The sequence below is a fragment of the Mesorhizobium sp. GW821-FHT07A06 genome, assembly GCF_059419085.1.
This window is the reverse complement of record NZ_JBWKRC010000001.1, coordinates 282838-295483: the sequence shown is the minus strand read 5'-3', so window position 1 is coordinate 295483 and position 12646 is coordinate 282838. Positions and strand designations below refer to the sequence as shown.

The 12646-nt window shown below is 64.0% G+C and carries 10 protein-coding genes; all 10 read right to left on the bottom strand.

Annotated features, from left to right (window positions below):
- Positions 1 to 25 precede the first annotated feature (25 nt).
- The gene (locus AC07SZ_RS01390; RefSeq protein WP_494913045.1) at positions 26 to 490 is read right to left on the bottom strand and encodes an EF-hand domain-containing protein; all 465 of its coding nucleotides are present in this window, start codon (positions 488 to 490) and stop codon (positions 26 to 28) included.
- Between the two features lie 134 nt (positions 491 to 624).
- Positions 625 to 3585, bottom strand: a complete 2961-nt coding sequence (locus tag AC07SZ_RS01385; protein WP_494913044.1) for a bifunctional [glutamine synthetase] adenylyltransferase/[glutamine synthetase]-adenylyl-L-tyrosine phosphorylase — start codon at positions 3583 to 3585, stop codon at positions 625 to 627.
- The gene (locus AC07SZ_RS01380) at positions 3585 to 5066 is read right to left on the bottom strand and encodes a sensor histidine kinase (protein WP_494913043.1); all 1482 of its coding nucleotides are present in this window, start codon (positions 5064 to 5066) and stop codon (positions 3585 to 3587) included. The genes AC07SZ_RS01385 and AC07SZ_RS01380 overlap by 1 nt, the downstream gene beginning before the upstream one ends.
- A gap of 8 nt (positions 5067 to 5074) precedes the next feature.
- The gene (locus AC07SZ_RS01375; protein ID WP_027041628.1) at positions 5075 to 5749 is read right to left on the bottom strand and encodes a response regulator transcription factor; all 675 of its coding nucleotides are present in this window, start codon (positions 5747 to 5749) and stop codon (positions 5075 to 5077) included.
- 348 nt (positions 5750 to 6097) lie between these two features.
- Entirely contained in the window at positions 6098 to 7648 is a 1551-nt protein-coding gene (locus AC07SZ_RS01370) for a Do family serine endopeptidase (protein ID WP_056563547.1), read from the bottom strand.
- Between the two features lie 131 nt (positions 7649 to 7779).
- Complete coding sequence (locus tag AC07SZ_RS01365) at positions 7780 to 8247, bottom strand: cytochrome c-type biogenesis protein (RefSeq protein ID WP_494913042.1); 468 nt, start codon at positions 8245 to 8247, stop codon at positions 7780 to 7782.
- The gene (locus tag AC07SZ_RS01360; RefSeq protein WP_494913041.1) at positions 8244 to 10235 is read right to left on the bottom strand and encodes a heme lyase CcmF/NrfE family subunit; all 1992 of its coding nucleotides are present in this window, start codon (positions 10233 to 10235) and stop codon (positions 8244 to 8246) included. The genes AC07SZ_RS01365 and AC07SZ_RS01360 overlap by 4 nt, the downstream gene beginning before the upstream one ends.
- A 26-nt stretch (positions 10236 to 10261) precedes the next feature.
- Positions 10262 to 10705: a cytochrome c maturation protein CcmE gene (gene ccmE / locus AC07SZ_RS01355; protein ID WP_056563557.1), complete on the bottom strand. Its 444-nt coding sequence runs from the start codon at positions 10703 to 10705 to the stop codon at positions 10262 to 10264.
- A gap of 8 nt (positions 10706 to 10713) precedes the next feature.
- Positions 10714 to 11853 (bottom strand): c-type cytochrome biogenesis protein CcmI, encoded by a 1140-nt coding sequence (gene ccmI, locus AC07SZ_RS01350; protein ID WP_494913040.1) that lies wholly within the window; start codon positions 11851 to 11853, stop codon positions 10714 to 10716.
- A 243-nt stretch (positions 11854 to 12096) separates the two neighbouring features.
- On the bottom strand, positions 12097 to 12534 hold the full coding sequence (locus tag AC07SZ_RS01345; protein ID WP_056565594.1) for an RT0821/Lpp0805 family surface protein: 438 nt from the start codon (positions 12532 to 12534) through the stop codon (positions 12097 to 12099).
- Positions 12535 to 12646 lie beyond the last annotated feature (112 nt).

The window sequence follows — 12646 nt, the reverse complement described above, 5'->3', positions numbered from 1 at the left end:
CCGCTGAAGCCTGGATCAAGCGATCTTATCGGACGCTGTCGTCGTCATCCGATTGCCGACCAAAGCGCCCGCCCTTTGGCAGCTCGCTCTTCTCGATCTTGCCGTCATTGTTCTTGTCGAGCATGGCGAACACTTTCTTCTCGCGACCGGTGATGTCACCCGTGGTCAGCGTGCCGTCGCCCCTGGTGTCGTAGCGGGCGATGATGCGCCTGGCCATGCGCTCGAAGCGCGCCTTCTCCAGCGCGTCGGCCAGTTGGGCGACGGTCAGCTTGCCGCCATTGGCGGCAACGAGCTTCTTCAGCCGCACGTTCATGGCGTCGGAGAACTGGTCGAAGGTGATGGCGCCGTCTGAGTCGCTCATCGCCTTGTCGAGGCGGGCCATCATGCTGTCGCGCATTTTCGCGCTGGCATTGTTTGCGGCGTAGGCTGTGGTGCCGACGGCGCCGGCAAGTGCCGCGAAGGCAAGGGCAAGCTTGGTTGACTTTCTCATGGTCTTCTCCTGTTGCATCGTCACCCCCGATGCGAGAGCGGCGGATCTTCAATCCTGTTGCCGCTCCATCTCTTTGTTCGAGCATCGGATCTTCCCAAACCGGTCTTTTTGGGTCCGATGCTTCGACGGCTACTTCACGGTCGTCCGGCACGAAGCAAAAGGTCAAAGTCCTTCCTGACCTGTTGCGACGTTTCCTTGAGGTGGGCTTCCAGCACGCCGAAATCCGGCAGGTCGGTAACCGCCAGCAGCAGATCCGAAAGCCCTGGAGGAACGTCGTCGCGCTCGAACGGTCCGGTGAGACAAAGCCGGGTCATCTGGGTCAGCGCCAGATAAAGTGCGAAGGCGGCACCAAGCTCCTGCCTGACGCCGGCATCGGCGAAGCCAGGTGCGAGGCGGGACAAGATCTCGGCCGTACCGGTGAAACGCGGCCCGGCCTCGACCTGCCCGGTGATGACAGCCACCTGAGCGATGAACTCGAGATCGATCAGCCCGCCGGGGATGAGCTTGATGTCCCAGAGATCCCGCGCCGGCTTTTCCTTCTCGATCATGGAGCGCATATCCGCGGCCTCGGTCTTAACCTTCGCCGCGTCGCGCGGCTGGCCAAGGACGGCGGCAACTTCCGCTTCGACCTCGGCGCACAGGCCGGCGTCGCCGCCAATGGCGCGCGCCCGCGACAGCGCCATGTGTTCCCAGGTCCAGGCCTCCTGGCGCTGATATTTCTTGAAGGCATCGATATGGGTGGCCACCGGCCCCTTGTTGCCGGACGGCCGCAGCCGCAGGTCGAGTTCGTAGAGCACCCCTTCCGCCGTCGGTGCCGATACCGCCGAGATCAGCCGCTGCGTCATGCGGGTGTAGTAGTGGGAAGGCGCCAGCGGCTTGTCGCCGTCGGAATCCTCGGCGTTCGCGTCATGGTCGTAGAGCAGGATGAGATCGACATCCGACCCCGCGGTCAATTCGCGGCTGCCGAGCTTGCCCATGCCGAGCAGCGAAACCACACCGCCCGCGATCGTGCCGTGGCGCGCCGAGAATTCGGCGGTCACCGCCTGCAGGGCAGCCTCGATGGTGAGATCGGCGAGATCGGAAAAGGCGCGGCCGGCCCGGGCCGGATCGATTGAACCGGCGAGCAGCCGCACCCCGATCAGGAACTTTTGTTCCGAGGCAAAGATGCGCAACCGGTCGAGCACCTCCTCATAGACCCTGTCACCTTCGAGGAAGGCGGAAAGACGTGCCGAGAGATAGGCGCGGTCAGGCAATTCGCTGAGAAGAGCGGGGTCGAGCAGGCCGTCGAACACATGCGGCCGGCGCGTGATGATCGCCGCAAGCCGCGGCGCCGCACCCATGATCGTCGCCATCAGCTTGAGCAGTGCCGGGTTGGACTGCAGCAGCGAGAACAGCTGGATGCCCGCAGGCAGGCCGGCAAGGAATTCGTCGAAACGGATCAAGGCTTCGTCCGCCCGGCGCGTCTGGCCGAAGGCCTTGAGCAAGGCCGGCGTCAATTCCGTCAGCCGCTCGCGCGCCTCCGCCGACTGGGTGACGCGGTAGCGCCCGAAGTGCCAACCGCGGATGACACGGCAGATGTCGCTCGGCCGCTGGAAGCCGAGACCGTGCAAGGTCTGCAGTGTGTCGGGGTCGTCGACATCGCCGGTGAAAACCAAATTGCCGATACCCGCCGAAAGCTCGGGTGCCGTTTCGAACAGCGCCGCATAGTGGCGTTCGACCTGCTGGAGCGAGGCGCGGAACGCCAGGGAAAAGGCAGCCGCATCGGCAAAGCCCAGCATATGGGCGATCCGCTCAAGTCCCTCATCGTCTTCCGGCAGTGTATGCGTCTGCTCGTCGGCCACCATCTGGATGGCGTGTTCGACACGGCGCAAGAACCAGTATTGGCTGGCGAGCGCATCACGCGCATCGGCGGTGATCCAGCCGCGTGCGGCAAGCTGGCCGAGCATCGGCACGGTTTCGCGGCCGCGCAGTTCCGGAAAGCGGCCGCCGGCGATGAGTTGCTGGGTCTGGACGAAGAACTCGATTTCGCGGATGCCACCACGGCCGAGCTTGACGTTGTGTCCCTTCACCGCGATCTCGCCGTGCCCTTTGTGAGCATGGATCTGGCGCTTGATCGAGTGGACATCGGCAATCGCCGCGTAGTCCATGTATTTGCGCCAGATGTAGGGCTGCAGTTCCTTTAGAAAGGCGGCGCCCGCGGCCAGATCGCCGGCCACCGGACGCGCCTTGATCATCGCCGCGCGTTCCCAGTTCTGGCCACGCGCTTCGTAGTAGCGCAGCGCGGCTTCGACCGGGATCGCCAGTGGGGTCGAACCGGGATCGGGGCGCAGCCTCAGATCGGTTCGGAAGACATAGCCGTGTTCGGTGCGGTCCTGCAGGATGCGCACCAGCCGTCGCGTCAGCCGCGAAAACAGCTCGGTGGCGTCGAGAGGATCGACGAGGGCGGGCGCTTCCGGATCGAAGAAAACGACAAGATCGATGTCGGAGGAGAAATTCAGCTCATGCGCGCCGAGCTTGCCCATGCCGAGCAGGATCCAACCCGATTGCCGCGAGGGGTTGTCCAGATCAGGCAGTCTGAGCTTGCCCTGGCCGTGCGCGTCGCGCAGCAGGAAATCGACGGCCGCACGGGTGCATGCGTCGGCAAGATCACTCAGCCGCCGCACCGTCAGCGACGTTTCCGCCTCCCCGGCGAGATCGGCCAGCGCGATCAGGAAATGCGCCTCGGCCTTGCACTGGCGCAGTTCCATCATCAGGCTGGATTCGGAAACTGTCTCGGCCAGTGGCGCCTGGTCGATCGCGTCGGTGATCGCTTTCAGGCGGGCCTCGACCGGCTGGTCGAAAAGAGCATCCAGGATCTGCGGCCGGCGACGCGCCGTATCGCGCAAAAACGGCGAGAGGTCGAAGACAGCAGCCAGGAAATCCTGGCCCTCCCCCTCGGCGGTCAGGAATTTGGCCAGCCTTGTCAGCCCTTCTTCGCGTGCCGCCGCGACAATGTCGGCCAATTCCTGTCGCGCCTGGCCATCATCGAGAGGGGCAAGCCTAACCGCCGGCTTCAGCAGCCAGCCCGTGACCGTCCGTTTCGCGACCGCAGCCATCAGTGATCCTCCCGTGCGGGGAAACTCATGACCACGGATAGTCCTGGATTGCCAGGCAGGAGATCAAGCCGCCCGTAATGGAAAGTCATGACCGCCTTGGCAAGGCTGAGGCCAAGTCCGGAACCGGGCTGCGAACGGCTCTTCTCCAGCCGCACGAAACGTTCGGTCGCCCGGGCGCGATCGGCATCGTCCGGAATGCCCTGGCCGTTATCTGCGACACAAAGCCTGATCTCGCCATGCGTCCGCTCGAGCGTCACACGAACCGCCGGCTTGGAGGTGGAATCCGACGAATATTTGATGGCGTTATCGACGATGTTGGACAATGCCTGGCCGATGAGCTCGCGGTTGCCGTCGACGAGAAAAGCGCCGTTCGTCTCGGCTTCGAGCGAAACGTCAGCTTCTTCCGCCACCGGCTCATAGAGTTCGACGACATCACGAACCGCCACCGCCAGATCGACACGGGTGGTGTGTTCGGACGAATATCCTGCCTCCAGACGGGAGATCATCAGGATGGCGTTGAAGGTCTTTATCAGTTGGTCGGACTCGGCGATAGTGCCTTCCAGCGCCTGGCGATAATCGGCGGGCTTGTGCTTGCCGGAAAGCGTCGCTTCGGCCCGGTTGCGCAGCCGGGTCAGCGGCGTCTTCAGGTCATGCGCGATGTTGTCGGAAACCTGCTTCAGGCCTTCGTTGAGCGTCGCGATCCTGGCCAGCATGGAGTTGAGGTTTTCCGAAAGCCGGTCGAACTCATCACCGGCGCCGGTCACCGGCAGCCGGCCCGACAGGTCACCGCCCATGATGCGGCGGCTGGCCTCCGAAACGCTGTCGATTCGCTTGAGCGCGGCGCGGCCGACAAAGAACCAGATCAGGAGGCCGCCCAGGCCCATCATGCCAAGCGCAAGCGTCAGCGCACGGCGGATGACGGCGCGGAAACGTTCCGGTTCGCCAAGGTCGCGGCCGACCAGCATGATCATCTGGTTGGGCAGCCGCAGCACCAGTGCAATGGCGTTGTGGCCCTGCGCGCCTTCGGTCTGCGGCGCCGCGTTGTCACCAGTTGCGGGAGGGGTCGCCTGTTCGGTCGTTCCGCTGCGCAGGCGGTCAAGCTCGCCTTCTCCAAAGCGTTTGTAGGAGAACGGCTCGGTCGTCCAGCCCTCGGTGTCGATCACCCCCGGTTCGAGGCTCTGCACGTTGCCGGTCAGGATCTGGCCATTGGCGTCGGCGATCAGATAGAGATTGGCGCCTGGCTGGCGCGATCGGGCCTCCACCACCCTGACCAGAACCGGCAGGCCACCGCGCTGATAGGCCCGGGCAAGACCGAGCACTTCGTCGTTGATGGTCTCCTGTGTCTGCGACGTCAGCATGCGCGCCGACAGCGAGGTCATGTAGAAGACAAGCAGCACGGCGCAGAGCGCGAAGAGCAGAAGGTAGAGCGCCGAGAGCCGCGCTGCCGTCGTCCTCATGATGGCGGGCACGGAAAGCGCCATGCTGCCGCCTAGCCGCCCTTCAGCATGTAGCCGGCGCCGCGAACCGTATGCAGGATCGGCTTGTCGAAGCCTTTTTCAATCTTGCCGCGCAGCCGCGAGACATGGACGTCGATGACATTGGTCTGCGGGTCGAAATGATAGTCCCAGACATTCTCGAGCAGCATGGTGCGCGTCACCACCTGGCCGGCATGGCGCATCAGATATTCCAGCAAGCGGAATTCGCGCGGCTGCAGCGTGATCTCGCGCGCCGCACGGCGTACCGAATGCGACAGCCTGTCGAGTTCGAGGTCGCCAACCCGGTAGACGGTTTCGGCCTCCTTGGCGCTGGCGCGCCGGTTCAACACCTCGACGCGGGCCAAAAGCTCGGAGAATGCATAGGGCTTGGTCAGATAATCGTCGCCACCGGCGCGCAGCCCGGTGACCCGGTCATCGACCTCGCCCAGCGCCGACAGGATCAGCACCGGCGTGGTGTTGCCCCGGGAGCGAAGACCGGCAATGACCGACAGGCCGTCGCGACGCGGCATCATCCGATCGATGACCATCACGTCATAGTCACCGGCATCGGCAAGCGCGAAACCGGTTTCGCCGTCGCCGGCGACATGGGCGGTATGACCGGCCTCGGCGAAGGCTTTCTGCAGATAATCCGCGGCCTCGCGGTCATCTTCTATGACGAGAATCTTCATAGGGCCGTTATACGCGATTTCGCTGGAAGGTTGAGTAGCCGGCATCTGCATTTTAGCCTTTGCCAAAGCGCATCGCGATCAAGATGATCGAGAGCACGCGCGATCTTGTTCTCTGGTGGTCTTCATCCCGGACATGCCTGCTTTCGGGCATGATCCTGAAATCACCACATCCTCTCGTCCCAGGTCCGGGCGAGTGTTTTTGGGCGGCGTCCAGAATGTGCGGCAGCGGGCGATGGGAGGCCCGCTGCCGCTGGAGGAGAGCACGATGACTGACTAACGTACCCGGCTCCATGCTTTCCCATGCGGCGGCTCGGGGGTGTTGAAACCGCCGCATCGGAAAAGTCGTTGTCAGCCCTTGGCGACAGGCAGCGCGACGAACCGATTGGTGTTGTCGCGGGTGATCTGCATCAGCACCGCCTTGCGGCCGGACTTCACCGCGTCGGTCATCGCCTTGGTGACGTCCTCGGTGCCGTTCACCTCGTTCGAATTAACGGCGGTGATGATATCGCCCGGCTGGATGCCGCGGTCGGCTGCATCGCTGTCGGGATCGACATCGGTGACCACAAGGCCCTTGCCGTTTTCGGACTTGGTGACGGTGAGGCCGAGATCGGCCAGCGAATCGGGCTTTGCCGGAGCGGCGGGCTGCTGTTGCTGGTCGTTCGAAGCCTGCTTGTCGCTGGCCGGCAGCTTGCCGAGATCGACCTTGACCGTCTGGCTCTTGCCGTCGCGCCAGACGGTGACATCAACCGACTTGCCCGGCGAATACGCACCGATCAGACGGGCGAGTTCCTTCGGCGACGCGACGTCCTTGCCATCGACCTGGGTGATGACGTCACCAGCGGTGATGCCTGCCTTCTTGCCGGGGCCGTTGTCCTGGGCGCTGGATACCAACGCGCCATTGTTGGACTTCAGGCCAAGCGACTCGGCGATATCAGACGTGACCGGCTGGATTTCGACGCCGAGCCAGCCGCGCTGCACCGCCCCGCTCTTCATCAGATCGCCGACAACCTGCTTGGCGGTCGAGGCGGGAATATCGAACGCGATGCCGACGCTGCCGCCCGAGGGCGAGAAGATGGCGGTGTTGATGCCAACCACCTGGCCGTTGAGATTGAAGGTCGGGCCGCCCGAATTACCGCGATTGACCGAGGCGTCGATCTGCAGGAAATCGTCATAGGGGCCGGCGCCGATGTCACGGCCACGCGCCGACACAATGCCGGCGGTGACGGTGCCGCCGAGACCGAACGGATTGCCGACGGCCACCACCCAGTCGCCGACGCGAACCTTGGAATCGTCGGCGAAATCGACATAGGTGAACTTGCCGCCGCCATCGACCTTGAGTACGGCGAGATCGGTGCGCGGATCGGTCCCGACCAGCTTGGCGTCGAGTTCCTTGCCGTCATTGGTCACCACGGTGAAGGCGGTGCCTTCTTCGACCACATGGTTGTTGGTGACGAGATAGCCGTCCTCGGAAATGAAGAAGCCGGAGCCCTGGGCCACCGGGCGTGGCTGGTCATTGTTGCGGTCGCGATGACCGAAGCGACGGTGGCCGTCCTCATTCTGGCCGCCCTGGTCGCCGAAGCCACGGAATTCCTTGAAGAAACGGCGCAACTGCGGATTGTTGGGAAGATTGTCGAAGCCATCCTGGTCGTCGGAACCATCATCTGCGGTCGGCTGGATCTTGGCCTTGACCTTGACGCTGACCACGGCCGGCGAAACGCGCTCCACGACATCGGCGAAGCTCGGAACCTGCGGAGCCTCGACGCGGACTGCGTCAGCCAGAACGGGGCTGGTTCCACTGGTCAACGCGCCAACACCGATCGCGCCGGCAATGGCGATGGACGCGGCAGCAGCCAGGAGACGCTTGCGGGTGCGGGAATATGAATTGGGGGCAATATTCATGGGGTCTCGTATCCTCTTTCAAACGGACGCGCCTTGATCGGCATCCTCGAAGAGAGAATTAGAGCGGCCCACATTACAGCGCCATTTCCGACGCATGAAACTTTGGTAATGTTGGCGGGCGCCAGCAGCCGTCAGTCGCGGCGAAGGATGGCGTCCAATGCCGCCTGTTCATCCGAAGACAGGGACTTGGTCACCAGGACTCTGCGCGACCGTGCGCTGAGTACAATGAAGACGCCCCCGATCAGCAGCAACAGCACAGGCGTGCCCCAAAGCAACGCGTTGCGCAGATCGAAACGCGGCTTCAGCAGCACGAACTCGCCGTAGCGGGACACCACATAGTCCATCACCTGCTGGTCGGTATCGCCGGCGACGAGACGCTGGCGCACCAGGATACGCAGGTCCCGGGCAAGATCGGCATCGGATTCATCGATCGACTGGTTCTGGCAGACCATGCAGCGCAGGCCTTCCGAGAGTGTCCGGGCCCTCGCCTCAAGCACCGGATCGGCCAACATCTCGTCGGGCTTCACCGCCAGCGCCGAGCCGGCAAAGCCGAACGCCAGCATCAGGACAAGCAATGCGACGGAGAACCTTGCCTTCATGGCAGGCTCGCGGTCGCCACGGCATCGGCCTGCTTGCGCCGCCGCGACGGCGCGCCGACACGCAAGCGCCTGTCCATCAGCGACATGGCAGCACCCGCCATCATCACTAGGCCGCCGCCCCAGATCAGCGTCACCAGCGGTTTCCACCACAGGCGCACCACCACCGACCCGTCCTTGCCCTCATCGCCCAGCGAAATGTAGAGCTGGGAAAAACCAAGGGTCTTGATACCGGACTCCGTCGTCGTCGTCTGCCGCACCGGATAGAAGCGCTTGGCGGAACTGATCTCGCCGACAGGACTGCCGCTGACGCCGATCAGCTCGAAGCGGCCACGATCCTCGCTGTAGTTCGGGCCCTGGGCCGGATAAAGTCCGACGAAACGCAGCGTATGGCCTGACAATTCCACCGTCTCGCCGGCCCGCATGGTAAGGATCTTCTCGGTGCCGAAGGACAGCGTGGCGACAATGCCGAGCAACGTCAGGCCAAGGCCGAGATGGGCCAATGCCGTGCCGAAGACCGAGCGCGGCAGGCCGACGAAGCGCCTGAACATGACGGCCGCTGCAACCGATCCGACACCGGACTTGACGGCAAGGTCGGTAAGGGCTCCGGCGACGAGCCAGACGGCAAGGCCGATGCCGAGGGCGGCGAACACCGAAGCGCCGTCGATAAACAGGCCAGTGACCAGCATCGCAGCCAGCGCCAGCGCGAAGGCAGCCATCAGGCGCTGCGCCGCGGCGAAGACATCGCCACGCTTCCAGGCGAGCAGCGGCCCGAACGGCACAAGGGCCAGAAGCGGCAGCATCAGTGGGCCGAAGGTCAGGTCGAAGAACGGCGCGCCGACCGAGATCTTGCCGCCGGTAAGCGCTTCCAGCGCCAGCGGATAGAGCGTGCCGACGAGCACGGTGGCGGTCGCCGTGGTCAGGAACAGATTGTTGAGGACGAGCGCGCCTTCACGCGAGATTGGATGGAACAGTCCGCCGGCCGTCAACCTTGAGGCGCGCAGCGCGAACAATGCCAGCGAGCCGCCGATGAACAGCGTCAGGATGCACAGGATGAAGACGCCGCGCGTCGGGTCGGTGGCGAAGGCATGCACCGAGGTGAGCACGCCCGAACGCACCAGGAAGGTGCCGAGCAGAGACAGCGAAAAGGTGAGGATGGCGAGCAGAAGCGTCCAGATCTTCAGCGCCGAGCGCTTTTCCATGACGATGGCCGAATGCAGCAGCGCGGTGCCCGCCAGCCACGGCATGAAGGAGGCGTTCTCAACCGGGTCCCAGAACCAGAAACCACCCCAGCCGAGCTCGTAATAGGCCCAATAGGACCCCATCGCGATGCCGCCGGTCAGGAACATCCAGGCGACCAGCGTCCATGGGCGCACCCAGCGCGCCCAGGAAGCATCGATGCGGCCCTCGATAAGGGCGGCGACCGAGAAGGAGAAGCAGATCGAGAAGCCGACATAGCCGAGATAGAGCAGCGGCGGATGAATGGCGAGGCCGAGATCCTGCAGGATCGGGTTGAGATCGCGGCCTTCGATCGGCGCCGGGTTGAGCCGGATGAAAGGATTGGACGTCGCAAGGATGAACAGGAAGAAGGCAGCGCCAATGGCGCCCTGCACGGCCAGCACATTGGCGCGCAGCGTTGCCGGCAGGTTGGAGCCGAAAGCCGCGACAAGGGCACCAAAGAAGGTCAGGATCAGCACCCAGAGCAGCATCGAGCCTTCGTGATTGCCCCAGGTTCCGGTGATCTTGTAGATCAGCGGCTGCAGCGAATGCGAGTTTTCCCAGACGCTCGCCACCGAAAAATCGGAGTTCGCGTAGGCGCCCGCCAGCGCGACGAAGGACAGCGCCGTCAGCGCAAAACCCGTTATCGTGACAGGACCGCCGACAGCCATCAGGCGCTGGTTGTTGAGCCGCGCGCCGAACAGGGGCACGATCGTCTGCACCAGCGAAAGCGCGAACGCCAGGACCAGTGCGAAATGTCCGGTTTCAACCATGATTGACCCCTGCCCTTCCGCCCGACTCACTCACTCTTGCTCTCCTGCCAGACGCCCTTGGCCTTCAGCCCGTCGGCCACCTCCTTGGGCATGTAGCGCTCATCATGCTTGGCCAGCACGCTGTCGGCGACAAAGACCCCGTCCGGGCCAAAAGTGCCTTCGGTGATGACGCCCTGCTCCTCGCGAAAAAGATCAGGCAGGATGCCGGTATAGGTGACCTTGACCGATTTATGCGTGTCGGTGACGGAAAAGGCGACTGTCGCGCCCTGCCCGCGCTGGACGGTGCCTTTTTCGACCAAACCGCCGAGCCGGATGCGCTGGCCGGGCTGGACACTGGCGGTGGTGAGGTCCGCCGGCATGTAGAAATAGGACGCCTTTTGGCCAAGCGCGTAGAAGGTCAGACCGGTGGCGGCGCCCAGGAAAGCCAACCCACCGACAATCACCGACAACCGCTTCTGCTTGCGTGTCATGACACGTTCTACTCCGTCGCCGCCAGGCCGAGCGAGGCGGCAAAGGCGGTGAATTTCTTGGCTTCATCACTGCCGGCGCCAAAGACGGCAATGGCGCGCCCCAGCGCCCCGCGCGCCTGATCGGCCTTGCCCAGCACGACATAGGAACGAACGAGCCGCATCCATCCTTCCGGGTCACGCGGATTTTGCCGCAGTTTTTCATCGAGGCCGGCGACCATCGTGTTGATCATGGCTTCACGATCCTGCGGCGACATGGACGAAGCCGCGTCGACATCCACGGCTTCGGGGCCTTTCGCGTCCGCGCCGGAAGCGACTTCGGGGCTGGCGGCCTTGGCCAGCGCCTGCTCGACGGCGTCGCGCCAAGGCGAGTCGGGCGGCAAGGTGCCAAGCATGGTTTGCCAGGCCGTCACCGCGTCCTTGTTTCGCCCCTCCTGCGCCAAGGCCATGGCCAGATAGAAGCTGGCTTTCGCGTTGGCCGGATCGAGCTTGAGCGCCGCCTCGAAGGCATCCTGGGCATCGGCGGAAACAATGCCGCCCGCCGCACCGGCGATCGCCTCGCCGAGGCCGGCCTGGCGAACCGCGCTGTCTCCGTCGAGGCGGATGGCGTTGCGGTACGCCGCCACCGCCTCGGAAAAGCGCTGCATACGCAGATAGATCGGGGCCAGCACATCCCATCCCCGGCCGTCGGAAGGATTGGCGGCAAGGTGAGCCTCGGCCCGCGCAACCAGTTCGTCGACCGAGCTGTCGGCCGGATTCTTGGTCAACCGCTCGCTGAGCGGCTGCGACGGCAAATCGGGCGAGCCAATCTGGCTGTAGAGACCCCAGCTGACCAGCGGCACAGCCAGCACGGCCACTGTCGCGACAAGTCTTGCGTTGAAAAAAGCATGCCCGGCCGTCGTCTTGCCGGCCGCATCCGCATTGTCGAGGCGAAGGATGCGGCGCGCGATCTCGGCGCGCGCCTCGGACGCTTCAGCCGGCTGGATCAAGCCGCGTGCGACATCACGGTCAAGCTCGGACAATTGATCGCGATAGACTTCCAGATCGTGATCGCCGCTCGACGACGCGCCCATGGCGCCTCCGGCCAGCGGCAGCAGCACCGCCAGGCTCGCACCGAGCGTCAGTATCGCGGCTATGACCCAGAACAGCATGGTTCTTCCAATAACGGCAGAGCCTTGCCCTGCCAACACGGGCATCCTGCGACGCTTTGACGGTCGGTGCACCGAATGTCCTTGATCGACATCAACCGGCCAGATTCCAATCGGAGCCGATCCGATCTTTGTTTTGTTCGTGTCGTTGTCCCAAACCGCCGCGCGCTTTGGGCGACATGCATCTACGCCTTATGCATGCCGTTGTCCCAAAACCGCTGCGCACTTTTGGGCGGCATGCAGCTCTCAGGTCAGCGGCGTCCAGCTGCCGTCGGCGTTGCGGCAAGCGGTTCCGCGCGCCGTGACGCCGGCTCCACCAGTGAAGACGGTCTGCGTGTACTGGCGGCAATCCTGCGAACCGACGCGATAAGGTTGGGCCGGAACGACTTCGCCATAGCGGGATGCCTGATCGCCCTTCCACGCCACCTTCTGGCCGCTCGTCGTATATTCGAGCGCCTTGTATTCCGCCTCGAGAGCGCTGCGCTTTTCGGATTCACTGAGGCCGGCGCCGATCGAACCGCCAATGAGACCGCCACCCATCGCCGAAATGATCGATTTGGTAACCTTGCCACTCGCCGGAGGCGTCGACGCCGGTGTCGGCGCCAACGTCGGGCCCTTGCCGCTCAAGGTGGTGCAGCCGGACACGGCCAGGAGGGCGGAAACGAGCGCGACGCGAATCTTCATGCCAACAACCGATTTTCTTGAATTGGAGCCTGCCATGGATGCGCCGGGGGCCGCGTCATCGGAGAAGTAGGCGTGGCCATAGTATTGATATTTGTCGGAAATTTGGCCGCTG